Source organism: Xenorhabdus mauleonii (assembly GCF_900113945.1).
GTDB lineage: Bacteria > Pseudomonadota > Gammaproteobacteria > Enterobacterales > Enterobacteriaceae > Xenorhabdus > Xenorhabdus mauleonii.
This window is the reverse complement of the sequence record NZ_FORG01000009.1, coordinates 32,865-59,103: the sequence shown is the minus strand read 5'-3', so window position 1 is coordinate 59,103 and position 26,239 is coordinate 32,865. Positions and strand designations below refer to the sequence as shown.

Below are 26,239 nucleotides of genomic sequence, written 5' to 3'. Positions count from 1 at the left end.
AGCAAACTTAGACATTGAATATGAAGATATTGGTAATTCCATATAAATTACTGCGGTATATTGACAATTTTCATCCTTTACCTTAAGGTTTTTATTCCAATTACCGAAAAACAAAGTTGATATAAATAACACACATACCATAAAAGCAGTAACGAGAAAAAAATTCAATAATGTTTTTTAAAAAATTTACATTTGGTTTTCATAGGTGAAATATGCTATGTTTTGGTAATGGTTTCATCCATAACACATCAGAGAAAACAATAAAATCACTGCCTTCATTACGCTTTTCTTGCCACATTTTAAAATCACCGTTAAATATGGGAACAGTTCCTGAATACTCTCCGGATAATTCTCTCCAACCCATTCTTTCATAAATTCCCATATAAGCAAGCGTCTTAGCTTTACTTAATACACCGTTTTTGTGCCACACTCCAAGAAATTCACCTTTTGTTATAAAATCATAACTATCCTTTAAATAAACACCTACAAGCTCTGTAATAAATACATCTTTATAATTCCTTTTTTCAACATATCCTCTTACTGCTAATTTTATATTTGCTTTTCCTATAGCACCATAATAATCATCTATGGTATCTTGCATAGACCCTATTAGTCTGGAATTAACTTGTGCATAGGTGTCTAATTCAATAGCTGAATCAGTATATCCTATGCGTTTGTCTTTGCTCATACTTAGTTTTTTTCTCAGTAGCTGAATTCCGTTAGGCGAATCCCACATATAATGTAATTCTTCTACACGCTCTCTGACTTGGATATAATTAATTGCCCAAGCCATTTTAACTATTGAATCATTCACTTGTTCTTTTGGGATATCTACCGAATTTCCAGTTCTTGTATAAAGATCTTTTGTTTTTTCAGTAAACGAATACGCTGGTTTAGAATTAAACCAATGACGCATTAATTTTGGCGCCATTTCCCAACCCATTTTTTCCATTGCATCAGGGAGTTGGTTTAAATAAAAGCGCTCCTCCACATCAATATCTGTGTTTTTACCGCCTTTAACAGTTTTAGTTTTAAAAATCGACATGATTAAATCCCTATTTTTGTCTGAAATAAATATTTAACCTCAAGGTTTCCTTCCTCTTGGGTATCAAATTGTTTCGTCATTCCAGATGTTTGACATATTCCCTCAATAAGTCCCTCATCCGTTTCCACTCCATACGCAATATCTTGGCAAACATTCCCTTGATGTTTCAGCGTGAATTTATGGCTAAATAAAGCTCTTTCAGGAACGGTAACATTTGACTCATCGGTGTTATCCTCTTCACTAACAGGATTTGTTTCAACCGTACTTCCAAAGTCAGATACATTCTCGCCAATCACTGGCGAGTACTTCTGTTTCAGCCCATCCGAATTAGAGACTGTGTTGCGTATCGCGCTGGCATTCTTTGGCCCATCGGTATTCTGATGCGTATGCGCGGCGGTCAGTTCTGCCAGTTCCTTGACCACATCCAGCGTTTCTAGCATCAACGCCATAACGTTCAATTGCTCACTGCCGACCCAAACCACAGGCGCGATAATTTCTTGTTTCCCGCCAGAAATACTCTGCTTAAGCAAACCGACTTTTTCTATCAGTTTTTGCCCCACTTCAACGTTGGCATCGTTCCCTACACAAGCGAGGTAATTTGAGTTTGCCGCCACACAGTAATCGCCGGCAGCCATGTGCTGGACAGCCCCCGCCTGTAAGGTTGATGTGCCCAGTACCGTTGTTTTATCCGTTGCCTGCACGGTGGAATCCCGTGCAACCACGTTGCGCGTTTCGGTATCCGCCTTAACTTCGCGGTGCATGGACGATTCATTAATGGTCTGGTCAGTCTGCCGTATCCAACTGCCCTCTTGCGTTACGCGCTGCGAGACTTCCGCACGCTGTTGCTGCAACTGTTCGCCCGGCTTGATATCCGGCAGAGTGTTGCCGTGACTCAGGGTCTGGCGGATAAACGGCTTATCGGGTCTGCCACCCTCAAACGCGATTTCCACTATCGTGCCAATGGGCGGATATTGGAACATGCCCGACTCACCACCCGCCATCGGCAAAGGCAGCGGAACAGCCTTATAAACCGGGACGGCGGCGTCTTTGCCATCATCGCCCAACAATTGCACATCAACCGCATAGCGCGGGCGGAATCGATCAGAGATATCACCGCTGGCTGTACTTTCAGTGTGCGCTTCAATGCGGGCAAATTTAGGTAAATGCAGCCCGGCCGATAATTCAGGGTAAGCCGCATCAATTTGGCGCTGCGCGGGGGTTTTATTCTCCGTTTGGCCTTTGGGTAACCATGTGATGGTCATGCTTTCATTGACCAAGTTGACCTTGTTCAACCGATGCTGATTGACGACAAAACCGGGCCGCAATGATTGGATCATGGGGATGGTCATCGAATTGCCGGCAGACTGGCTTTTGCTGAATTCATTAGGAATTTCAACCGGCTTTTCCGCAAACATCGAATGCGCCCAACTCCCAATATAAACCGTCCCATCAGGTAATTGATGCCAAACATAATCCTCAATGGCAAAGATCTGCCCCAAACTGCCCAGTAGCTGATACCCCGTACCATTATGGGTGTAATGTGGGACAGGCTTATCCATATAAGGCGCATCGGGCAAGGTAAACGTCAATTTACTGTGTTCCTGCAACCAAGCAGCAATCTGGCGCAGGGTGGGATGCTGAAACGAACACGGCCACTGGCGCTCAAACACCCCGACCAGTTCACGCACAAATAGGCGTTGATAGCCGTTTTGGGCAGGCTGGGAACGCTCCACATAGCCCGTAAACCAACGCAGCATCAGATTGGTATAACCCACATCCAGCCGGACGAGTTTTCCAGTGTAATCCGTGGTGGTTTCAGCCGTGATAAAACCCCGCCCACAGGATGAGAGTTCCAACATAAGATTGGCGTCTACCAAATGAGTTTCATCGCCGGACAGATAAAGTCGGTTAATGGGTTTCATTTTTCTATCGGCCCTATCCAATCATTAATGGGTTTCAATACATGGCGCTCAAACCACGTTAATTCTTCCTGCTCTTCCTCGACGACGCCTCCACCTTGCTTTGTTTGTTTCTTAACCTGAATCTTATTGGCAGCGCGCTCGTCACGTTTTTCCGAGACGGACAGATGTTCACGCAAAGTAAAATTGACCTGCCATGCCTGTTTTCCGTCAACTTTGCTGGCATCAATCGTGCTGGTAAATGTACCGATACGAAAGTTGATGGCCTGTGCGGTCAGGTTGGCAACACGGTAGCGTTTCAACTGACCGTTTTCTTTGGCTTCTGCCAGAGCAAACAATCGAGACAGCGCTTTATGTTCAGTAAAAGGAATAATCCCGGTGACTTTCAGCTCCTTCGGCTTGATGCCCTGTTCGGCAACCGTGGTGCTGGAAGATTGTCCGCTCTGGTCTTTATCCTGAAACATAACCGACGGTGTGACGGTCAGGCTTTTTAACGGGATGGCCTCACCATCAAGGGCGAGGGTGATAATCTGGCTCATGTGATAGCATCCTTTCTAGTGAACTTATGTCATCCCCGACAAAGAGTGTCGCCAATGTGTAAACGGCGTCCGGCTCCGGGATATCCTGTCGCATCTTCTCCGCCAACAATGCGCCGTTGCCTGTTCCGGTAAATGCCCAGACACTGACCGTTTTACCCATTGCCCCACTCAAGGCATCACTGACTTGCTGCAAGGCGTTTTGTCTGGCAGTAGCAAAATTTGTTATCTGGGATTTTAGCTCCGCCAAACTATTGCCTGCGCTGGCTTGAGTTTTTGCCTGTGCAATCAATTGAGCATTAGCCGCCGCTCGACTAGTCGCCGTTGACAGTGGCTGCGGCAACGGTAAACCGCCGCCCTGCTTGCCCGGCAATTGCATTTTGGTGATTGCTAAATTGCCTGCGGTTTTTGCCATGCGCGTGACCTGAGAGAAGACTGGCAAGGGCAGCACCGATGAAAATTGCGTAAGGTGCTGCATAAAGTCATCATGAGTCTTGGCGCAAATCATCAACACAAGGGCATTCAAGGTGCCTGCGCCTGTTAGTTTGTTTGACAGGTAATGCACGGCGTTCGTCGGGCTTAAGTAGCTGCCGCTGTTCGCCTGCTGCCCGACGCCGTAGATAAACGGGTGTACGGGCACGATACTGGCGGATATCCCCGACAAAGTCGGGGACAGTTGCAGGGTTTTACGCTGCCAGTGCATTATTTCGGTTGCTCCGGCCAATCGATATCCGGGGCGGTTGAACAATCAACCCGATTGAGCAGTACACGATATTTACGCCATTCAGTCAGGGTAATTTTCTCAGCATTTGTTGCCATACCAAGATCCATAGCGTCCTGCCAGATAGCAATTTTCTCTTTTGCCACGCCCAATAATTGCCTTTTCTCGGATTCTGCCTGTTGCCGTTGCTCCTCGGCTGAGGGCGGGAGTGGGTCCCTCAGAGTTGGATACCCCCTTTCACCGGGCATTATAGTTTTCCCAACAATTTGCCCCGCTAGTAAGGTGTGATAATCTTCATCACTAATTGGCAGGGCATCTGATGGCCAGCCCGCCCCTGCTTCATATAACGGCTTATCGGCGATGGGATAGAAGCCGCATTCTGATGGGCTAAAATAAATATTCATCTTAATATCCTATAGCAAACCATGAATAAGTGAGCGGCTTAATGTTCGCCGATGGTGCGACTTCTGGCAGATTGCGATAAAATGCCAGCGTTAAGCCGTTCTTATTCCTAGACACGCCTTGCGCCATCACATAATCATTCGTCCCCTCTTCGGCGCTCAACGGCCCGCCTGCAATGCAGGTATGCGGAAATGCCTTGATGAAGGTCACCGACACGGCATGTTCAGTGGTAGTGCCGAATCCTGCTTTTAGTATTAATCCTCCGGGCAGCGTATAACTCACAGGATTATTTTTGGCAAAATCAAATGATAATCCTAGATTTATTCGTGCCTGTGCTGCGGTCGTTGCTTCGGTTCCGCCTGTCGCAATGGTTGCCAGTCCTCGCCTGATTATTCCTGTACTGTCAACAGCAAAGTTTGCTGTTTTTGCGGTTTCGCCCTTCAACGATAACCAACCAGTATCCCCAATGGATAACATCGCTCGTTTATTGGGTGAATAGATAAGACTGGCATCAGTTTTTGCTGTATATAAATCCCCTCTTGCGTAGCTGCCTTTCGGTTGTGCGCCTATATCAGCTGCGGACGGTTTAAATGTGGGGCTATAATGTTGTACCCACGATACCGTTTTGCTGTCCGTGTTCACCATCCCGACATAAAACTGATTCGTACTGGTCAGGGTGACCCAATATTGTCCGGCATAAATGTTCAGCGCCAGTACGGAAAACATAATATTGCCGGAGTTCTCCGGCATGCCTTCCGTTGGTGCAGCAGAAGCCTGACCCAACGCCCGGTATAATCGTGTGCAGGTGATATCGTAAATGCTTCGCAAGGACTCCGTGTCCCCATTAGCAATACCGAAACCATAATCGCCCACCTGAACCAGATGTCCTGCCGTGGTATCCGACTGAGACTGGGTCACATCACGAATCGCCGCCGATTTAAGTGCAAGCGCCTGCCGGGCTAGCACTTTATTGGCTAGGTCAGACAAATTTTTTCCTTTTTCCAATCGGGTATTTGCATTGTTGCTGGCATGAGTGGCGTTTTGGTTTGCTGTATTCGCCAGCCCTCTTACCTCATTTAAAGCCGTATTGGTGGCATAGTCCAGTTTCACCTTGCCAATCTCTTGTTTCATCATAGCAATATCGCGATCACTCAATGCGCCTTTAGGACGCAAGTCGGAAATATTGCCGTTACCATCAATCTGGGCAATCGCAAACACATAATGCGGATAACCTGCCGCATCCACATAGTTTTTCAGCTCATTGGCAACAGTGATTTTCACTACCGTTTTCCACTGGCTCACGAGATTGCCCTGATAACTAAAATCCGCATACACACGGGTATTGCGCATCGAGTTCAGTGTTTGGTCAAACTCCAATACACCACGCAGCCCGCCCACATAAGCCAGCCCTTTTTTCACCGTGTACTGCTCACCCTTGCGAATTACCGCAAAGCCATCCTCAAAAAAAGCCGCTTCGCCGTAACTGTCGGTATTAATCAAGCGTTGCATTTCATCCATGCCGGACAAACGTGCAGTAAAATCAATCTGCCATGTTTCCGCCGTGGTGGTAATGGCAGTCTCTTTCGCTGCGCCTTCAAACTCCAGCAAGAAAGAACGAGTTAGCACATTGCCCTGCAATCCATTAGCAGTTTTGATTTTCTTCTGAGTTGGCGCATGGGTGATCATACCAATCACGCCAGAGCCCTTATTCAGCAAGCCAATCCAGTTAAAATCAAAGTCGCCGACTTCTGTGCCCAGCGTAACGCTGTAAGCCACCGCATTTTCACTGGCAAGCCCGGTTTTATTCACCGCCTGACGGTGTACGATTTGGTTTTGATCAGGCAATTTCTCGCTGCGGCTGATATCTTTCGCCGGATCTAAATCCGGCACATATGCAAAGACAAATTCATCCAGCACTACCGAGTTTCCGGCAGCAACTTGCTGTGCCTTCCATCTTTCAAAATCGACAGTAATCACTGAAGACATACAATTTCCTTATAATGAAGCACCGTATGTGACATGCGATGCAGTATTTTCTTTCAAGCGGGCATTGTCACAAACGGCTTCACCCGAGATATGACCTACCCTTAACAAAAGCGGCTGTATTGGCATGGCGGCGTGATAACAGCAGTAATCAGCTCCTACACTCCCCACACGCATCAGCAACTGATTTTTGGCGATCACCTCAAAACGGTAGCGACGACAGGTGCGGCCATACTGTCGGATGATGCTCATCAGCAATTCCGGGTTTTCGGCTATCTGTCCGTCACTGACGCGCAGAATAATCACATCCCAATCAATGCCCGGCTGGCGTTCCTGCAATTCCACATAGCCCACGCCCAAACGATCAAAGATGGCAATAAAGCCAGCGGCACTGCCCGCATCTCTGGCGTTGATAAAGGCGTACTTCACCCGCTTGCGGAACAATGACAGCGGTTCACCGTTAAAACGTTGGATATCCCGCTGGTAAGCCAGCACTGACAACAGTGATTCGGTGCAGGTTTCCGCATCCAATTGCGCCAGCGGCCATGTCAGCCAATCATAAATCTGCGACCAGAAAGCCCGTGTAGCATGCAGTAATTTGGCAGGCTCGCCCTTGTTCATCCATGAGGGCAACGCCAGCCGTGCAAGACGTTCCCTAAACTCAGACATTTTTCACCTCGACGGTCAGCGATCGCAGACGCGGTATACTTAGCTCACTGATAATGTCATCCAATGAAAGCGTCAGTGAGGTGATTTCGCTGAATTCACGGTGAATTTCACGCCCCAAGTTCGAAAAAGAGAATCGTGAGTACGGCCACGTTTTCTTCACCTTATATTCGGTGTTTTCCCGAAAGGCACAACGAACAAGGTTGCCGACATCGGTTTTCAGCCGAATGATTTGTTCCTGACTGTAATTCGCCAGATTTTCCACAAACAGCGTCACCGTCAGTTCATGATGGGTTTCCGGCATCGGCAGGCACTGCATATCATCCCCGTGCCCATGATGCCCCTGATTGGTAATGTAATCGTTCACCGCATCAACAAACGGCTGGCTAATTACGCCCGAATCCAGCAACAAATAGGCATTGGCAGTGCCTGCGCCACGGGGGGCATCGTGCAGAAAAAAGATGCGGTCGATACTTAAGCCCGCCACGGCAGCAATCATGCCCCGGTAAACAGCATCGGTGTGGTAGTTGCCGACCAAGTTATACTGGTTGCGGCAACGGTCGCGTAAATCGTCGTCGGATTCTGCATCTGCACCGGGCGTCAATAGCCACCCTTCTTCATTTTGTACCCGTTCAATGCCGGAAACAGCCACAGGCAGAATGCGAAAGTAGCCGGGTGCGAGGTTAAACGCGCCGCCTGCCGAGGCTGCTGAAACAGGCAGCAAAGCACTCGTGGCACCCTCGGCAATTACCGCGCTTTCTGCGGTACTGACACGGTAAATTTCACCATTAAGACGCTCAGTCTGGATAACCGTTCCGGCAGGTACGGTGACAGAGGAAGCGCCCGCTGCTTTATAAAAACGGATCACGCCTTGTGCTGCTGAGGCGGGTTTGCGTTTCAGATTGACGCCCCACGCAAACATATCCAGCCATGCCCCCGATGCAGTCGCCAGATACATGTTTTTCAACGTGACATTGATTAATGCCTCTTTGAGCCACAGTACCGGGCGCGTCACGATGGTGTTAATCAACCGCCAGAACGGAGACATTTTTGATGTATTGGTTACCAGCCCCGCGTCATCCACAACCTTGGCAAAAGCGGCGCTGATGTCGGTTTCCGTAGTCGGCATTCCGCTGTCACGCAGTACCTTTTCGTAATCAATGTTTGGCTTAGTTTCCATTTCCTACGCTCACATTAATATGACCAAAATCGTAAGTTTCAGCCGTGATCCATAATTTCGTCGGCGATTCTTCATTGATGCTGACCGTTCCCGGAATAATCCGTTCGTCGTTTTCAACTAAGATAACTATCCGAGTGTGAATATCTGCCCGTAAGGTCGGGCTGCGTTCGGCAATTAAATTGGTTGCTAAACCACTTTCAATAATTGCGTGAACACAATCCTGCCCAATAGAAGTTCGGTTATTACAGAAAAGTGGTTCATTCCCTGAATTAAGCGTAAAATCACGCTCACTAATTAATAAATCAATATATTTAGGTTTATCCATAAGCCACATGTTCCCATTCCATTAATTGATCCGGTGTCATGCTATTGGAAATATTCAGTGTCACACTTTCAATCCGGCGGCTGTTGTCATTAACAGTTTGTGAATTACTGGCTACTTCATTAATCAAGCCGTTTCTATTAATACCCTGCATTTTTCCTCCGGTTAATATTCCGTTATTTTCTTGAGGGTTAATTGCTTGCACGGATTGAGTTGGCATAGGTTGTAGCATTGCCTGAGATTGCCCCTGCAATATATTATTTGGTTGAGCTATCAATTTTTGAGTGTTTTCATCAATTCCCATATTGGAGGAAATAGTATTCTCCACAGGATCAGCGATGACTTTTCCAATAACTTTAGCCCCAATAGATGCAGCGCCAAAACCCGGAATAAAACTCAATATATCACCAAGACCGGAGAACATATCTGAAAGTGAAAAATCACTAAATAAATTTGCCAGTTCATTCCATTTTTCAGCAATACACGCGAAAGATTCTTCAAATATATTTCCAATCCACTGTGCAGCAGAGGCCACTTTCTTAAAAGCTTCTGTATCCATAATGGAAGCCTTTATTTCATCCCAATTCTGGATTAGTTTATAAATTCCGTAAGCCAGCAATGCGATAGCCGCAATAATCAATAATACCGGCCAACTCATGAAGCTGAATGAAATACCCGCCAAAACCGCTGCCATTCGGATAGCCAATAATGTACCGCGTAATATTGCCAAACCACGACTCCATGCAGTGATAGCTGAGTTATAAAGCCATATGGCCGCGGTTCCCAATTTTGTAATCAACGTAAAAGCAACAAAAATGCCTCTCAGCCCAATCAGAATAAATTTGGATATTCCCATCACGATATTGGCGACTGCACCTGCTACAGTGAAGTTCATAATTGCCAATGTGATATAACCAACCCAGCGCGCAATGTTGGGGAACAGTTTCATCCAGCGCACCAGCACTTGGCTGGTATCGGCGAGCCAATTCACCAATGGTTTTATCACCGGCAACAATGCTGACCCAATCAAAATATGCAGGTTCTGCCAGATTTGTTGTAGCCGCTCCCACGGATCAGCCATCTGTGCTGCCATTGCACGGGTACGGTCCATTCCGTCATTCGCACCCAGCTCGGCTATATTTTTGTTTAGCGTATCCACATCACTGAAAAGCGCCTTGACCACCACGGCAGAATCACCAAAGGCCGCCTCAATTTCAGCCTGAGCTTTCAAATTGCCTTCAATGCTTGTGCCGTATTTAGCCTGTAGTTTTTCCAGCATTTCCGGCATGGACAGCATCTGGCCGGATGCATTAACAAAACTCAATCCCAGACTTTTCCCGCCGCTGACCGCCACCGACAAGAAGGATTCATAAGCACGGCTGGATTCATCGCCCAGCGAACTCTGCAATTGGCCCAATACCGCCAGTTGCTCATCAATTCCCACACCGAAGTTTGTTCCCGCCTTGCGAGCGCCTTCCAAGAGTTGTGTCATTTCCGGCATACTGGTGCCGAATGTTTGCGCCATAAACACAGCTTTGCCTGACAACTCTTCGGCAAACTGGAGATTCCCTACCGATTCAGCATCCTCAGAAAACAGATCGAACATTTTCCCCATATAGGTTGCAGCATCGGTTGCGCTGGTTTTCAGGGCCACCGCCGTGGTATTGGCAATCTTGGTCATCTGGGGCAATTCCGTTTGCTCCAGCCCTTGTACGGCCTTGTTAATTTCCGCAGCAGAGTTGACAAATTCAATGGCTGACTTGCCATACTGTGAGCTGAAAGTCACTGAGTCTTTGGCAATTTTTGCCATAACACCGCTATCAATGCCTTGCAATGAGGCTGATTGTAAGGCGTCATCCATTTGAATGGCTGATTCAAGGAAACTATGCGTTGACCAGAATGAATCAGAAATTGTCTGTCCACCAGCGGCAATTTTTCCAAATGCCTCTTGCGATTTACTGCCTAGCTCACGAAGTTCCGTTTTTATACCGGCAATAGGTTGTGTAATACTACTAATTAAACTGTATATAGAACCTAAAGTCATGGCTCACCCTTTAATGCCAACGCAATTCCATTTGCAGTTGCAATACGTGTATATTCCCAATATCGATTATCCAACCAAATTGCACGGGCTAAATTTTCCGTCTCATCGTTTTCATTTGGTAAATAATGACGACGCAAAGTTAAGGCCTGTTCAAATAAGCTATTTTCGATAGCCTTAACCCGTGCATTTAGTTTTTTATTTCAATTTCCAGTTTTGGTGCGTATTCAGAATTGATTTTCTCAACCAATTGCATTGCAGCACCGGGGATCTGCAATAATTCATCCAATGCAGATTTAGAAGCCTGCTGAACAATACGACGCAGATAAGTCACAATCGGCACAATTTTATTGTCCATCGTCATATCGTTAATCATGTTATTATAAGCGACGATATTTGGTTCAAATTTAATTTCATTACCACCAACAACTAAAGTGACAACTTTATTTTCTTTATTCACAATCTCATTCCTTTATTTTATACATCCATTGACTGGCAGGTTTTATTTAAAAAATCATCATCCTTGATGCAATAAGTCGCCAAAGTACATTCATGCTAAAACATGAATACACGAATGTAATAAATAGCTTCTTATTTTCTTCCATGCTCGCCATTTTTATTAGAATGGTTTATTCGAACAGCTTATCCGGTAAACTTATCCAATAAGATTACGAGTTAATTCAGCTTCCAAATAGGGAATACCATTGATACGTACAAAGTCAGGTGAGGTAACGACAAACTTAACTTTGTGTGTCATCACACTGCCACCTTTTGGATCGACATCCAGAATATCGCTGAGGATCAGTTTGCAGCCATAAGCCTCAACTTTCATCTCTTCCTTGCCCGCTTTGGCGTACCACATCAAATCAACGGGTTGAATGCCGCGCCAGGAGCCAGCAGCCCGTGCTTTGGCGGTGACGATATCCAAATATTTCGTACTGAGTTCAATTTCACCCTCTGCCGCAACATCACCGGAAATATAACCATCCGGTACGCCCTGAGTTTGGGCGGCAGCCGTGTTGTCAGTAATGGACAGGTTGACCTTTTCAGCGTGAACCAGATCACCATCCATATTAAAATCGACCGATTGGCCGGAAATACGCTGGCTCATTTAGTTCCCTCCCAAATCCAGCAACAAGCTCGCCGTGATCTCTTTCGGACATTCATAGGTACGAATAGTGATATAAATTTCTACCGTATTTTTATTGCGCCATGTAATAACAATGTCGCCGTCTTCCGGAGATTTCACTTCTCCCGGGAATGTCACGCCGTTAATTTCCGTACTGCGGGACATTTCACGCAGCGTGCGGGCAAAATACGCCTGATGGGTCGCGATGCTGACAGGTGTACTGTTCAGAAGGCGATTGGCGATTTTGGCAATCGCCTGCAAGCGGACACGACGCGCAACCTTATCCACGACACGTAAGTTTTCGATGCTTTGGTAATCACCGCCTTCCACATCCAGTGTCCGGCCATCTGACCAATACATGCCATCATAATCGGGATACCACATCGGCACACTGAAACGCAGCTTTTCCAATGCCTGCAATGTCGCTAAAGCAATCGGCTTACCGGCCCCGTCAACCGGGAAATCTGCCCGGCCCAGATCCACCAGCGGCCCGGTCTGAACGCGTGCCGGACTATCTGCCACAGTGACAGAGCGATTGCACAGTCGACCTGCCAATACTCCTGCTTCATTACCCCACAGAGATGGAACCAATTGAACAGAAGCTGCCGCTTCGCCTTTTTGCAGCTCGGCCAAGCGAGCAACATAGTCAGCCCAGATTTCTTTTGATTGAGGGCCTTCAACAGACAAAATAGCCCACTGCCAACGGCCAAACTTGGCAATGGTCTGTTCCCGCAGTGTTTGCGCCGCTTGAATAACCGCTTTTGTTGCCCCCGTTGTCAGCACATAGCCTTCAACACTGGCAACCTGCTGTGCCGCTGTGACCGCTTCGACAAAATCCAGTTCAGTTGCTGACTCTGGCAAGATATGAACATAACCAGACCAGTTTTGCCCTGCATTTGCCATTGCAGCCAGTACATTGCGTTTCAGCGCGCTGTCTTCTGCTCCCAATACAGAATCAAAATCTGTCTGGGTATTTACAGAGAGAGTTTTACCTGTGTTGGTTTTTCCCGTTCCAACAAAGAGCAATACCCGCTCAATCTCCTTTGTTTCGCCTTGCAGTTGGTTAACTTGGTTAACCTGAACTTTTGGCCACATAATTTATTCCTTTATCGATAACCCTTATACCCGCCGTCTTTCAAATTGCATCTTTGGTGGCTGCACCCGGTCACCTTGGCCACATAGGTTGTCTATGTGGCCGAAGGTGAATGAAAGGCTCCTGCCTTTCACCGGAGGCCAGTCAAATTCGTGCCTGACGAATTTGTCACTCCCTTGCCGCCTTGATGCAACTCGAAACCTATAGGGCATAGCTTCCAATTTGCAGCTTTAATTTCCCTTTTGCCTTTATCGAATTTGCTCAATGGGTGTGCCGGATTCATCCATAACACGTAAAATTCCATTTTCAGCAAACCAGATTTCAGGGGTTGCCAGTAACCAACGTTTACCATCAAAGGGGACAATACCGTTTTTGTCTTCACGCATAATTACTGTTTCCGACAAAGGCAATGACACCATAACAATCGCCGTTTCTTCATTGGCTGTGCCTTCATTTACACTCGTTTTAACGGTCATCGTTGGCCGTTCCTGTGCCAAAATTGAAGTGCCTGGCGTATCGTTTTGTTCCATCAACCATGCATCGATTAACAGTGGAATATACCGAGGATCACACGCTTTATGCGGGAAATTCCTCCATGTCATCATCGCGTTATACTTTTGAATAAACATCTGGTATTGTCCAAGCCCTAAATCCTTTTGGGCCTGAATAAAACTGATTTTCCCCATTTCACTGGTGAATTCCGTTTTAGAAATGCATTCTGGCAAGTTTTCCCGTAAAAATATCGTTAATTGCTGTAATTTGCTCATATCCATGCGTACCGCGACCAGTTTCAATCCTTATATTATTACGGGTAAAAAAACGCTTCTGCTTATAAACGGGTGACAATCCTTTGCCATGTGTTTTCACATTTAATCTGTTTTTACAGTTAATATGCTTTCACACTCAGTTGTGGATCAAATAGAGATATTTAATCCCTTCCGTTCAACACCCATGCATTATTACGAATTCGGTAAAATACTGCGAATGGTTTAATTCTGATAAATTCGGATATCAGCCAATAACCGAATCAGGCCGAAATTAAGCTGAATCCATCCTATTTCAGCCAGAGATTTTTAACAACAGCAGGAGAGTCAGAGTGTTCGTAGTGTTTAGTCGCTAAAATAATGCATAAGCCACTATTTTATATCATGTTAAATAACAAAAAAGCCTCTGAAAATCAGAAGCTAGATATGATTTAAGGATATTTAAAAATTTCATTCACAAAGTGATAAACGTTTCACGTACGTTGTTGGAGACCTCCACGATATTTTATCACATATCAAATAACCATCATTTTTTAATTTATAATCAACATAAAAAGAGATAGGAAAACTCATGATAAATGATAAAATCATCAATCTAGCAAGACACTTAGCAATTATCTCGCTATATTTTGGCAACCTATCAAAGATAAAGAAAAAACAGAACATGATAAAGAATAAAATATTATAGGAAAAGATAGAAGACTTATAACAACTGCACCGGAAAATGTTATTTCATCTTTCATTAACACTAATGAAACAGCAGATTCAATAATGAAGCACATCAGAAATGTAAGGAATAATAACAACATTACTCCACCCAAGGCTTTTAAATATTTACTATTCACCTAATTCTTCCCATCGTATTTAAAAAATATTGTAAGTCTGCTTTTGGTGTTCTTGGCTTTCTCTTCATTTCTTCTTTCAAAAATACTATTAATTTTTCGCTTATTCCATATTTTTTATCAAGAAAATCCAGACCATAAACTACTACAAAACCAGTCAGTAAAACTATTGCAGCAATAATAGCGGCATGACTATACGCGTCGTACTTCAAGGTGCATGTATTATCATCCCGCGACGCGGGATGATAATACATTGCTTCCTGAAACTTGGAGTTAATAGGGTGTATATGGAATGTACTCTTAAGGCAAAATATATATGGCATTCAGAAATGAGCCGCGATTAGGCGGCAGAGTCAGCTTTCAGCAGGTCCAATGCAGCTTGGCGTTGGCGGGGATTGAGGTTATTAATCACAGTTTGCAGCAGTTTGTCACCGGTTTTGGCACTGGTGTTTAATGCATGGGAAAAAGTCAGGTTCATGACAAATCGGTAACCACATTCAATTTCAGAGCAAGCGCAATACAGATCGGCTATTTCTGGGTGTTTCCGGTTTGTTTTGCTGATGACTGCCTTAGCGCCACATTCGGGGCAAATAATTTTCAATACGCGCATGTTACTTATTTTCCAGTTTCCAATGAATGACTTCAAAAGATTTGAACTTTTGGCGTATTTTACTCCTAATGTGGCGCAATCTTACGTAAGTCAGCCATGTAATATCATGGATACAACTGCAAAATTACTCCATCCAAAGTAGTGAATCTCCGGGACTGACAAAGCGACCCGGTTGGCAATTGATGCGCGTAATCCGCCCGGATTGCGGTGCATAAATTGCCAATTCCATTTTCATCGCTTCCACGATGATTAAAGGCTGCCCCTTAGCCACTTCTTCACCCAATTCAACCAATACTTTCCAGATATTGCCATTCATGTTAGAGCTGACTTGAACAACGTTTTCATCGATATCGAGGTCTTGCAGGGGTTCTTCCATCTCCGGCACGGGGCTTGATTCCTCCTGCTGCCAGTGTGCCACTTCTGTTTCAAATGCCATCGCCTGCCGTTGCTGAAAAGAGGTGATCTCTTCCCCATGTTCACGCAGAAATTGCAGGTGTTCGGCAAAATCAAACTGAGTTTCTTCAATGCGAATAACAGCACGCCCTTCCCGGAATTCTTCCCGTTGTTGCTCCAGCTCCTGCTCACTGACTGGGTAGAAACGTATTTGGTCAAAAAACCGCAACAGCCACGGCTTCCCGGCAGCAAATTGTTCGTTTTTCAGGAACTTGTTCCAAATCGGCAAAGTTCGCCCTACCAATTGATAACCGCCCGGTGAATCCATGCCATATATGCACATATACATGCCGCCAATACCGACAGTGCCTTCTGCGGTAAAGGTTCTCGCGGGGTTATATTTGGAGCTTAGAAGACGATGGCGAGGATCGATAGGGACTGCGCATGGCGCCCCAAGATACACATCTCCCAAACCGAGAACCAGATAACTGGCCTCATATATAATGCGACGGACGTCATCACGATGCGCCAATCCATTAATGCGTTGAATAAAATCAACATTATTCGGCAGCCAAGGTGCGTTGGCACGAACGGTATCCTGATAACGGCTGACCGCCCCCAACGTTGCGCTGTCTTCAAATGCCATCGGCAGGTGTATCACACGCGATGGCACTTTCATGGCGCTCAGATCTCCGAGCTGCCCTTCCAGGGACAACAGCAACACCACGAGCTCCCGTTGGGGAAGTTGATGGCTATCGTAACGAATTTGCAAGGAACGTACGCCCGGAGCGACTTCTTTGATCGCCGGAAGGGACAATTCATGCAATTTATCCATCAATAGGTGTATTCGCAGACGCAGTGTCAAATCCAGAACATTATCGCCATATTCAATCAGAATATAGTTATCGCCTGCCTGACGATAAATGACCGCAGGTGTGCTGTCTGTAGCAGCTATTGATGCCAGCACAGCAGCAGAGACACCATCTGCAAATACACCATTCACAGATACCGATGGTGGTGCGTTAATCGTTGATACAGCCTTTAAGGACGGATGATTTTTCAGTGTAGCGACAAAGTGCGCCTGCTGCCCTTCCAAAACGGAGGCTTCTTCAACACTGATTGGATGGAAGCGGATACGATCCCCCGGCTTGACTTGACCCACTTTCCATAACTCGGCTTTGGCAATGGTCACCGGACAAACGAAACCACCAAGGCTAGGCCCATCGCGGGTTAAGATCACCGGAAAATCCCCCGTGAAATTAATCGAACCTATGGCGTATTCGCAATCATGAATATTGGAAGGGTGCAAGCCGGCCTCGCCGCCATCCGGACGGGCCCAGCGGGGTTTGGGGCCTATCAAACGCACACCCAAACGATTTGAATTGAAATGGGCTTGCCATTCGCTGGAGAAAAATTCCTCAAGATAGTCTGGCGTAAAGAAATCAGGCGCCCCATGCGGCCCATGCAGTACCCCGATATGCCATATTTCTCCGTAAAGAGGGATCAATGATGGATCGAGAGCTTGCGGATCACTGATAACCGCCAGAGCTGTGTCCCTGACCGATGAAGGCTGTTCGATCGGTAATTGCGTTATCGGTAATTGAGTTGTCGGCAATTGCTCTGTTGGTGATTGCGCTATCGGCAACATGTCGGCAATTTTTAAAATTCGGCCAGCAATTCCCCCGAATTGGCCGAGGGCAAAGGTGGAACGACTACCCAGATAATCAGGGGCATCAATGCCATTTCTGACCGCAAGGTATGTCCGGCAACCTGATTGCGCTCTCCCGAGCGTAAGTACCTGACCTGCCCTGATGCTCAGTGGCTGCCAATAAGGAACAGCTTCGCCATCCAGCAATGCAGGGCAATCGGCTCCCGTCAGGGCAATCACGGCATCACAATGGAATTGCAAGGCCGGGCCTTCCAGCGTGAATTCCAATCCGGCTGCTGAATCATGATTGCCGACAATGCGGTTAGCCAGCCGGAAAGCGAAATCATCCATCGGACCAGATGGCGGTACACCGATATCCCAATATCCCAATCGTCCCGGATAATCCTGAATTGAGCTCCACGTTCCCGCCTGCAAAACCTCAATGGCATTTGCACGGGGAACAAAACTGTCGAGCATCCGAGTCCAGACTTCCCCTTGCTGGAAAGAGTCACAGGCCGTAATTTGGCGCAAATATTCCAGATTGGTCGTAATGCCATGCAATTGGCAACTCTCTAGTGCTTCACGCAGTTTGATGAGTGCTTCATCGCGGTTCTCTCCATAAACGATCATTTTGGCAATCATCGGATCATAAAATGGAGACACTTCACTGCCGGTAACAACACCGCTGTCAATGCGAACGCCATCCGGAAATTTAACTTTCGTCAGCACGCCGGGGCTAGGCTGGAAATTTTTGATAGGATTTTCTGCATACAGGCGAACTTCAATCGCGGCACCAACCGGCTCACGCATCAATTGCGACCAATCAATGGGCAGACCGGCAGCAACGCGCAGCATGCATTCCACTAAATCAAGGCCTGTCACACATTCAGTGACAGGGTGTTCAACTTGCAACCGTGTGTTGACCTCAAGAAAATAAAAAGCATCGCGGTCAACGTCATAAATATATTCTACCGTTCCCACACTGCGGTAATTCACAAGCCGGCCCAGTTGTACCGCTGATTCCAGCAATGCGGCCCGGTTACTGGCAGACAAGTTCGGGGCCGGAGCTTCTTCCACGACCTTTTGATTACGGCGCTGCAATGAGCAATCGCGTTCTCCCAAGGCCACGACATTGCCTTTGCCGTCACCGAAAATTTGCACTTCAATATGACGCGCCCGTTCGATGCACCGTTCCAGAAACACGCCGGCATCACTGAAAAATTGCTCACCAAGATGGCGCACATTTTCCCATGCCTGACGAAGCATCTCTGCATTATTACAGCAACTTAAGCCAATTCCACCGCCGCCAGCGGTACTTTTCAACATCACGGGATAGCCGATATTCTCTGCGGCACTCAGCGCCTCATCCAGTGAATTGAGCAAACCTGTGCCCGGTGTCATGGGAACCCCGGCTTCGGCAGCCAGTTCACGGGCGCGATGCTTTAAGCCAAATTCGCCAATTTGCTGTGGTGTTGGGCCGACAAATACCACGCCAGCTTTCTCACAGGCTTCTGCAAACGACAGACTTTCAGACAGGAAACCATAACCCGGCCAAATAGCTTCAGCACCACTTTGTTGTGCCAACTCAATGATTTTGTTGATACATAAGTAACCATCATGGGCTTTTTCTCCATGCAGTGGCAAAGCAATATCGGCGTCTTTAACATGCTGGGAGTTTTTATCTGCGTCTGAATACACCGCCACACTGACAATTCCGAGGCGCTTCAGCGTACTGATCGCCCGACAGGCGATTTCGCCACGGTTAGCAATTAATACGGTCTTAAACATAAGCAGCCCCCTGACTGATAAGCCAATTACGCCAGCCCCCGAATTCCGTAATCTCAATGGCACTTTTCAGTGCAGCAGGCTCACAAATGAAACCTTTAACCCAGCGACCATCCTCCAATTCCATAGAGCCAATGCCAAGGGGAGGAGGGATTTCAGCAACAAATTCACCAAAGCGGGACAGGGGGATATCCCAAAGTTCAACGCAAATGGTCGCCCCTTCAATATCTCTCACCAAACCGGGCTTGGGAGGTTGGGTGCCGGCGAGAGCATAAAGGCGATAGCAATGGGCGGTTTGTGCCGCCTCAACAAATACAGCCTTGCGTTCGGTCAATTGGTAATTCAGCGGCATGCCCCTGAGATGGGCGCCAACCACTGCAAGCCGGACGTTTTGCTTAGAATCCGGTAACTCTGTTTTTGCGCCATAAACTATCTTTCCGGTTGCCCCGAGCGGCAATACAAGGTGCTGCTTCCAACGTAAACCGAATGATGCCAATGCGCGATCATGCCAAGCAGGCGCAAGCAATGTGATCCCTGCCGGCAGTCCATCGGTACGGAAAGGCGCTGGCAAGGCAAGGGCTGAAAGATCAGCAAGGTTCGTGAAATTGGTATAGGTGCCTAATTCCGTGTTATATCGGATAGGCTCTTGTTTAATTTCTTCAATGGTTCTAACCGTCGGGGCAGTTGGCACGACAAGTGCATCAAATTTAGCCAGGGTCTGCTGGATTTTCCGCGCCAATTCTGCACGCAGGTATTCAGCCTTAAAGGCATCAACGGCACTGTAATTTTTACCATTGGCAATGATTTGGTGTACGGTCGGATCCATTTTTTCCGGATAATCCAACAGATTTCCGACTATCGCCGTACGTTCCGCAACCCATGCTCCTTGATAAAGTTGATCTGCCAGTTGTTTAAAGAGCGAAAAATCAATGGGTTTCAGAGTTGCCCCAAGCTCACGCAGTTCATCCAGAGCATTCAGCCATGCGGCTTCGGCAAGCGAGTCATTGTAAAATTCGGGATTCTCAGGTATCGCGAAACATGGGTGTTCGGGCAGTGTGGTGGGGGCAGTGGCTGGATTTATGCGGGAATAAGCATCATTTTCGTCAAAACCACCGGCAATCTCAGCGATCTTTAAGGCATCTTCCACTGTCAGGGCGAATACGGACAGTGTATCGTTGAGCAGGCAAGCAGGAACCACCCCTTTTCGCGAAAGCCAGCCCTTGGTTGGCTTTAAGCCGACGATATTATTGAACCCCGCAGGAACGCGCCCGGATCCAGCAGTATCCGTTCCAAGGGCGAACGGCACCAGCCCTCTGGCGACAACAGAAGCTGAACCGGAACTGGATCCTCCGCTGATATAGTCGGCATTGAAGCTGTTTTTGACTGCGCCAAAAGGGGAACGGGTTCCGACCAGTCCCGTGGCAAACTGATCCATATTGGTTTTCCCTACAACGATTGCACCCGCCGCTTTCAATTTTGCTACCGCAGTAGCATCTTCATCGGCAATATATTCAAAGGCAGGGCAAGCGGCAGTCGTCGGCCAACCGGCAACATCGATATTATCCTTGACCGCAAAGGGCACACCAAGCAGGGGATATGCGTCGGGGTTATGCTGATAATCCGCTAAAACCTTATCAATTTGATCTTGCAATTGTTTCGGTGTGGCAAGATAAATCCACGCATTATCGTCAGGTAAAAAAGAATTCAGGTGCTGTTGTAGTAAAGTCAAAATTGCGGCTGTGTCTTTCTGGATCTTGTTTTGCCAGAATTTTAATGTATAGCCTATTATTGATGTCATGCTGTTAAACTCCCAATCGACATACAAGATGCCTTTCATACAGCAATACACATGCCAATATTTTAACTGGGTGATTTTAAATGAATTAATTAAAGGGAAAGTGTAGCGGGATGGCGGGTTGCACAATGTTGGTTCATGTTGTGAATGGCCGGTGAACTATAATGGTGCCTGTTTTTCTCCCCCCAGAGACACCGGAATTAAACGGGTGATCCTTCATAAATCTTTTCATTCATGAGTATCAGTTTTTCTCGTTGTATCTCTTGATAAGAAACAGCTATAGTCCGCAGCACTCAAGATATTTGAGTGACTTACCTACTGCTTTAATCACCAAGATATATTCCAGTCCTTGGCATATATCGTGACGCCATTCGGCAAAATCTTGATGAGAAGCAGCGCATTTCTAGCTGATTTTTTATGTGGAGACGACAGTAGTGAAACTGCTGCGGAACAATGACAGTGCATTTGTACCTGTCGCTGGCTTGACTGTTTTTGCAATTGCTTCTGGTTACCTGATGAGCTTAATTCCTTTGTCGATGGCAAGTTTCAACATCGATACGGTTTATGCCAGTTGGTTGGCCAGTGCTTATTACTTCGGTTTATTAATAGGTTCCATGATGATTGAGCCTGTTATTGCAAAAGTCGGCCACCGTATTTCATTTATTGTTTTTTTGTTGCTTTTAACAGCAACCGTAATTGTATTGCCTTTTTTTCCAAATAAAGAAATCTGGCTATTTATTCGTTGTATTGCGGGCATCGCTGTTGCCGGGATTTTTGTCGTCGTCGAATCGTGGTTATTGATTGGTGATAATCCCAAAGAGCGCGCCAAACGACTGAGTTTTTACATGACATCACTGTATGGCGGAACCACGTTGGGTCAATTATTGATTGGCTCTGTCGGCACGCAAGGCATGATCCCTTTTATCATAATTTCAGCTCTGCTCCTGCTGGCAATTTTGCCGCCGTTATTTGTGCGCCACGGGCAACCTCCGGCACTTAATCATCAGAGCCTGTCACTGAAAAAAATTACTCAATTCAGTAAGCCCGCTATCGTGGGTTGCATGGTTTCAGGGATTGTCATGGGCACGATTTATGGTCTGATGCCTTTGTCATTAAGCCAAAGCCACTTCAGTGCCGATCAGGTGGGTGTATTAATGGCGGCCATTATTTTGGGTGGAATGATCATACAGCCGATCGTCAGCAAACTGTCTGTTATTATCAGTAAAACGTTTTTATTGGCTATGGTTTCATTGCTGGGTGTGTTTGCGGTAGGCATGGCATATCTTTTTGATCACTATATTGTGCTGATCGTCTCACTGGCGTTGCTGGGTATGTCTTCTTTTGCCTTATATCCCATCGCCATTACCCTCGCCTGTGACAATCTGGATTCATCCTATATTGTGGCGGCAAGCCAAGTGATGTTGTTAAGCTACAGCATTGGCTCCGCACTGGGGCCGTTGGGGGCAGGACATTTTATGCTGCAACACTACTTTAGTGTTCAACATAATGGATTAATCAGTTTCTTCTTTATTGTCTTGCTGGCGACAGCCATTTATATGCTGTTGGCAAGTTTGCGCCGTAAAGACAGGGTATTGGCAAACTAGAAAAAATTAACCTGGTACGTCACCGCTTGTGGCGTATCAGATTAGCGCATTAAGGCTTGTTTTATTCACGTCTTCCCTCTTTTTTTCCATTTCTCGTTTTCCACTTCCTTTTTTCCCCTTTCCTTTTTTCCCATTCAACTAATGACGCCGCGCATTTTCCCGTTCGGGGAATGACTTCTTATATAAGCATGATTGCCCTGATAAGAACATTATTAGTCTAATTAATTGTCGGCATATAATAAACAACTTTAAATACAAATAGTTATGATGCAGTTAACATTATAGCTTTCATTATTCTACTTAGCACTTATTGTCCTTGTTCCGTTTATTTCCGGAATGATAAGTTGAGGAAGTGGGCTGATAATAGGCTGATATTTTGCCGAGTATGCTCGTATGTACTCATTTATATTGTTGCATTTTTGTTGTTCTATCCCAAATGGCATTCACGTTGATAGGAGACATTCAATGATAAATACCCTTCCTCTTCATGATGGCGATGATTTAGTCCTCGTTGACAATGATGTAGCCGCTAAACTCGATGGGCTTGAACTGAGACTTCTTGCAAATCGTGTTATTGCGTTTCACCACAATCAATTCTTTGACTTACAAAACATTATTGCGGGAAGAGGAGCCATTACCCGAAATGGCAATCCATACGATCTACGACGCCAAAATCTGGCCGTGCAGCATTATAATTTCGGTCGTCATGGTGAACTGGAATTGCATGAGCCTAAAACTGACAGTGCCCGCTTTGCCGTACTCACACCGACAGCCGGCGCAGCAGTCTTACCAACGATTCATGAAGTACGGTTATCACCCGGCGATCGCCTCGCGTTCTTGCCATTCGAAAAAACGCGCAATTTACCGAATATCGCGGCCGATGCGATCCACAATAAAGGCACACAACTTTCACTCTCGCACTGGCCATCTAACCGAACTCCTGAACGCTATAAAGCGAATCTATCGACAGAAAGCGTAATGAAGTTTCTCATGTCTGAGAATCCAGACTATCCGGCGGATGCGCGATATGTGACAACCGACCACTTTGATCTGGACGGGCTGGCATCGGTCTATGCACTGCTTGCCCCTGAACATGCGATGAAACATAAGCAACTGCTCATCGATGTCGGGCAGTTCGACGATTTTGCCCGCGGCCATAACCCGCAGGCACGCCGACTCGCATTCACGCTGAATACAATCGCAGCACAAACGCCTCCTCCAGCAGGATCAACACCACACAGCACTGGGCACATTGCGGCCGTTTTCGCCAAATTGTTACCCGCAATGCGTGAATTACTGGATGCTTCGGTAATCCAAGAGGAACTTTGGCGTGATACTGAACAAAATTATTTGGCAACAGAAGCTTTACTCGATAACCCGAATGTCATGCTGGAGCAGTACCCTGAATTAGATCTCGCGGTATTCCGCCTGCCTGCATCTGAAGTGCCCTATGAGCCTGAACCACGGCGTTATTTAGGGTTTTCGCCCATTCCTTTCCATAATCGTACGCCATTATCGACAATTGCACTTGTCACGCAGGACGACATCGTTGTCCACCAGCGCTATGAAGGGTGGGTTGAGCTACAGTCGGGGGCACCTCGGCCACGTCGTGATCTATCGATTTTTATGCGGGCATTGGAGTCAGCCGAGCCGAACGGTTGCCCTTGGTACTATGACGGCGTGCAATACATCATGCCCCGTTTTGGGCGTGGTAGTTCGCAGCCAACCCACTTACCGATCGAGACTATTCTGGACGAGCTGAAACATTTTCTCGCGGTTGCTCCGCCCGCTTGGCTATCAAGTCCACTTATTGCATCTTATTAGGTTATACTCAAAAATCGAATAAAATGACACCAGATATGGAATGATTCAATGCCAATACAATCAGCCACAATGCAGCCATCGGCAATACAATTAGCTGCTAAAACTGACTTTCCGACACTGATTCAGATCTGGGAAGCCTCTGTACTTGCGACTCATGATTTTCTGCCTAATGAGATGATTGATGTTCTTCGCCCACAGATCCTCAATGATTATCTGCCCAACCTGACTGTCTACAAGGCGGTGGATGATCAAGACAATATCATCGGGTTTATCAGTACCGCCCAAAACCGCGTGGAGATGCTGTTTATATCTCCGCAAGCTCGTGGAACGGGGATCGGCAAGAAGTTGTTGAAATTTGCCATTGATGAGTTGCAGGCAAATGAAGTCGATGTCAATGAACAAAACACACAAGGGGTTGGCTTCTATTTGCATATGGGGTTTCAGGTTTTTTCCCGCTCAGAACTGGATGGAGAAGGAAACCCCTTTCCATTGTTGCACATGAGACTGGCATAAAAACAATTGGCAATATCGCATCATTTCTTTTCAGGGGGGAATCGATTCCCCCTTTAAAAATCACAAGGTATTAACAATTATTCGTGATATCAGAGATAGTTAGGCATTTTTCAGCAAATAAAACCTAAGGGAAATTAAAATTCATTCTGAAAATGATAACCTAGGAAATAGATCATCATTATGAATGAATTTAATAAATTATTATTGTTTAGTTTTATTTATTTACACTGGAATTGAATAAAGAAAATTAAAGTAATGGAATAGATTGTAAACATCTAGGGAGCATTTAATCAATCAATGATATAATCGCGCAGATATAAACGTTTCTGTCATTGAGTTTGAATATAAATGAATTACCAACAACAACCCGCTTCTTCTGGAATGAAGCTTTTTACTGATCTTATCGGAAAGCGCATTACTCCCGGAGAACACTGGCAATCTTCCAGCAATCGCACTAAATTTGCATTGCGCAGTATGCTGACTCCTGTTTCTACCCTGAAGCTATTGGACAGTCTTGCCAAGACACCGCTATATTTAGATATCTTGAAAAAGCAACCAAGTTTGCCTTGCAAGTTACATCGTCCCTATTTAAGCATTAACTTCAATCGTAAACAGATTGTCAGCGCATTGAATGAACATTATCAATTATTATTCAATCAATTAGAGCCTGCTATTATCAGCAGAATCTTTGATGAGCGTGCTTATTTATTAGCAACCATTCAGGGAAAAAATGAATCATTTATGATTTATATTGATTCATTGGATAATCTGAATAAAGAAGGTGAGCTCTCTTTATATATCACCACCGCTGAAAATGTCATTCTCGCAAAGTGTGCCTTCACTTTATTAACGGTGGATGGCAAACAAACTTTATTTATTGGTGTATTGCAAGGGCCAACCAAAGGAGATAATTCTCTGGACGTTATCCGCCATGCAACCAAAGAATGTTACGGGCTATTCCCTAAGCGTTTATTGATTGAAGCCATCTGCCGCTTTGCCGATCATGTAGGTTGTGAGCAGATCTTGGCGGTCAGTAACGAGACTCATATCTACCGCAGTATTCGTTATTGGCACAAAAAGAAAAACCAGATGGTGGCTGATTACAATTCCTTCTGGGAATCGTTGAGCGGGATCAGAAAGGACAATAAAGATTTCCATTTACCATCAAACATAGAAAGAAAAATATTGGATGATATCCCCAGCAAGAAACGCGCCGAGTATCGCCGTCGTTATCAATTGCTGGATGAGCTAGAAAACGGCATCAAGGCGTCTTTGACGACTCAGCCACAGGTGCAAGCAGAAAAGCATCACCAATAACTCATGCGGCTTCGCCATTAACCATCCAAGATGCGCTTAATGGCGAACCACTTATTGAGAAGAATGCCATAAACGCCAATGAGCTGTCCCTGCCAATACAGCTAAGG

General features: G+C 46.1%; 24 protein-coding genes. 4 read left to right on the top strand and 20 right to left on the bottom strand.

Annotated features, from left to right (window positions below; translation table 11 throughout):
- Positions 1 to 199 precede the first annotated feature (199 nt).
- The 20 genes from BM100_RS10560 to atzF form a co-directional block, all read right to left on the bottom strand.
- On the bottom strand, positions 200 to 1,045 hold the full coding sequence (locus BM100_RS10560; protein ID WP_092510693.1) for a DUF6402 family protein: 846 nt from the start codon (positions 1,043 to 1,045) through the stop codon (positions 200 to 202).
- 2 nt (positions 1,046 to 1,047) lie between these two features.
- On the bottom strand, positions 1,048 to 2,967 hold the full coding sequence (locus BM100_RS10555; RefSeq protein ID WP_244590628.1) for a hypothetical protein: 1,920 nt from the start codon (positions 2,965 to 2,967) through the stop codon (positions 1,048 to 1,050).
- A complete protein-coding gene (locus BM100_RS10550; protein WP_092510691.1) occupies positions 2,964 to 3,503 on the bottom strand; it encodes a baseplate complex protein in 540 nt (179 codons plus the stop codon). Before BM100_RS10550 ends, BM100_RS10555 begins: the two co-directional genes overlap by 4 nt.
- The gene (locus BM100_RS10545) at positions 3,475 to 4,203 is read right to left on the bottom strand and encodes a hypothetical protein (RefSeq protein WP_092510689.1); all 729 of its coding nucleotides are present in this window, start codon (positions 4,201 to 4,203) and stop codon (positions 3,475 to 3,477) included. Before BM100_RS10545 ends, BM100_RS10550 begins: the two co-directional genes overlap by 29 nt.
- Positions 4,203 to 4,625 carry a tail fiber assembly protein gene (locus tag BM100_RS10540; protein WP_092510687.1) on the bottom strand — a complete coding sequence of 141 codons (423 nt, stop codon included), beginning with the start codon at positions 4,623 to 4,625 and terminating at the stop codon, positions 4,203 to 4,205. The genes BM100_RS10545 and BM100_RS10540 overlap by 1 nt, the downstream gene beginning before the upstream one ends.
- A gap of 1 nt (position 4,626) precedes the next feature.
- Positions 4,627 to 6,609, bottom strand: coding sequence for a phage tail-collar fiber domain-containing protein (locus BM100_RS10535; protein WP_092510685.1), 1,983 nt, complete (start codon positions 6,607 to 6,609; stop codon positions 4,627 to 4,629).
- 9 nt (positions 6,610 to 6,618) lie between these two features.
- The gene (locus tag BM100_RS10530; protein WP_092510683.1) at positions 6,619 to 7,275 is read right to left on the bottom strand and encodes a phage tail protein; all 657 of its coding nucleotides are present in this window, start codon (positions 7,273 to 7,275) and stop codon (positions 6,619 to 6,621) included.
- The gene (locus tag BM100_RS10525) at positions 7,268 to 8,452 is read right to left on the bottom strand and encodes a baseplate J/gp47 family protein (RefSeq protein ID WP_092510681.1); all 1,185 of its coding nucleotides are present in this window, start codon (positions 8,450 to 8,452) and stop codon (positions 7,268 to 7,270) included. Before BM100_RS10525 ends, BM100_RS10530 begins: the two co-directional genes overlap by 8 nt.
- The gene (locus tag BM100_RS10520; RefSeq protein ID WP_092510875.1) at positions 8,442 to 8,777 is read right to left on the bottom strand and encodes a DUF2590 family protein; all 336 of its coding nucleotides are present in this window, start codon (positions 8,775 to 8,777) and stop codon (positions 8,442 to 8,444) included. Before BM100_RS10520 ends, BM100_RS10525 begins: the two co-directional genes overlap by 11 nt.
- A complete protein-coding gene (locus tag BM100_RS10515) occupies positions 8,770 to 10,818 on the bottom strand; it encodes a phage tail tape measure protein (RefSeq protein ID WP_092510679.1) in 2,049 nt (682 codons plus the stop codon). Before BM100_RS10515 ends, BM100_RS10520 begins: the two co-directional genes overlap by 8 nt.
- On the bottom strand, positions 10,815 to 10,955 hold the full coding sequence (locus tag BM100_RS24060; protein ID WP_273554506.1) for a DUF6890 family protein: 141 nt from the start codon (positions 10,953 to 10,955) through the stop codon (positions 10,815 to 10,817). The genes BM100_RS10515 and BM100_RS24060 overlap by 4 nt, the downstream gene beginning before the upstream one ends.
- A gap of 50 nt (positions 10,956 to 11,005) precedes the next feature.
- Positions 11,006 to 11,275: a putative phage tail assembly chaperone gene (locus BM100_RS10510; RefSeq protein WP_092510677.1), complete on the bottom strand. Its 270-nt coding sequence runs from the start codon at positions 11,273 to 11,275 to the stop codon at positions 11,006 to 11,008.
- A 195-nt stretch (positions 11,276 to 11,470) separates the two neighbouring features.
- Positions 11,471 to 11,926 (bottom strand): DUF2597 family protein, encoded by a 456-nt coding sequence (locus tag BM100_RS10505; RefSeq protein WP_092510674.1) that lies wholly within the window; start codon positions 11,924 to 11,926, stop codon positions 11,471 to 11,473.
- Positions 11,927 to 13,042 carry a DUF2586 domain-containing protein gene (locus BM100_RS10500; protein ID WP_175494940.1) on the bottom strand — a complete coding sequence of 372 codons (1,116 nt, stop codon included), beginning with the start codon at positions 13,040 to 13,042 and terminating at the stop codon, positions 11,927 to 11,929.
- 243 nt (positions 13,043 to 13,285) lie between these two features.
- A complete protein-coding gene (locus BM100_RS10495) occupies positions 13,286 to 13,804 on the bottom strand; it encodes a phage tail protein (RefSeq protein ID WP_092510873.1) in 519 nt (172 codons plus the stop codon).
- Between the two features lie 447 nt (positions 13,805 to 14,251).
- Positions 14,252 to 14,467: a DUF1240 domain-containing protein gene (locus BM100_RS23945; protein WP_338066833.1), complete on the bottom strand. Its 216-nt coding sequence runs from the start codon at positions 14,465 to 14,467 to the stop codon at positions 14,252 to 14,254.
- 175 nt (positions 14,468 to 14,642) lie between these two features.
- Positions 14,643 to 14,897 (bottom strand): hypothetical protein, encoded by a 255-nt coding sequence (locus BM100_RS10485; protein ID WP_244590627.1) that lies wholly within the window; start codon positions 14,895 to 14,897, stop codon positions 14,643 to 14,645.
- A gap of 86 nt (positions 14,898 to 14,983) precedes the next feature.
- Positions 14,984 to 15,253 carry an Ogr/Delta-like zinc finger protein gene (locus tag BM100_RS10480; RefSeq protein ID WP_092510670.1) on the bottom strand — a complete coding sequence of 90 codons (270 nt, stop codon included), beginning with the start codon at positions 15,251 to 15,253 and terminating at the stop codon, positions 14,984 to 14,986.
- A gap of 124 nt (positions 15,254 to 15,377) precedes the next feature.
- A complete protein-coding gene (gene uca, locus BM100_RS10475; protein ID WP_092510668.1) occupies positions 15,378 to 19,082 on the bottom strand; it encodes an urea carboxylase in 3,705 nt (1,234 codons plus the stop codon).
- The gene (gene atzF / locus BM100_RS10470) at positions 19,075 to 20,877 is read right to left on the bottom strand and encodes an allophanate hydrolase (RefSeq protein WP_092510871.1); all 1,803 of its coding nucleotides are present in this window, start codon (positions 20,875 to 20,877) and stop codon (positions 19,075 to 19,077) included. Before atzF ends, uca begins: the two co-directional genes overlap by 8 nt.
- A gap of 431 nt (positions 20,878 to 21,308) precedes the next feature.
- Here atzF and BM100_RS10465 point away from each other — a divergent pair, with 431 nt between their 5' ends.
- From BM100_RS10465 to BM100_RS10450, 4 genes are all read left to right on the top strand, one after another.
- Positions 21,309 to 22,478, top strand: a complete 1,170-nt coding sequence (locus BM100_RS10465) for an MFS transporter (protein WP_092510666.1) — start codon at positions 21,309 to 21,311, stop codon at positions 22,476 to 22,478.
- Between the two features lie 465 nt (positions 22,479 to 22,943).
- Positions 22,944 to 24,302 carry a DUF6687 family protein gene (locus BM100_RS10460; RefSeq protein ID WP_092510664.1) on the top strand — a complete coding sequence of 453 codons (1,359 nt, stop codon included), beginning with the start codon at positions 22,944 to 22,946 and terminating at the stop codon, positions 24,300 to 24,302.
- Between the two features lie 48 nt (positions 24,303 to 24,350).
- On the top strand, positions 24,351 to 24,815 hold the full coding sequence (locus BM100_RS10455; RefSeq protein WP_420855316.1) for a GNAT family N-acetyltransferase: 465 nt from the start codon (positions 24,351 to 24,353) through the stop codon (positions 24,813 to 24,815).
- A 348-nt stretch (positions 24,816 to 25,163) separates the two neighbouring features.
- A complete protein-coding gene (locus BM100_RS10450; protein ID WP_092510662.1) occupies positions 25,164 to 26,132 on the top strand; it encodes a VirK/YbjX family protein in 969 nt (322 codons plus the stop codon).
- Positions 26,133 to 26,239: the final 107 nt, after the last annotated feature.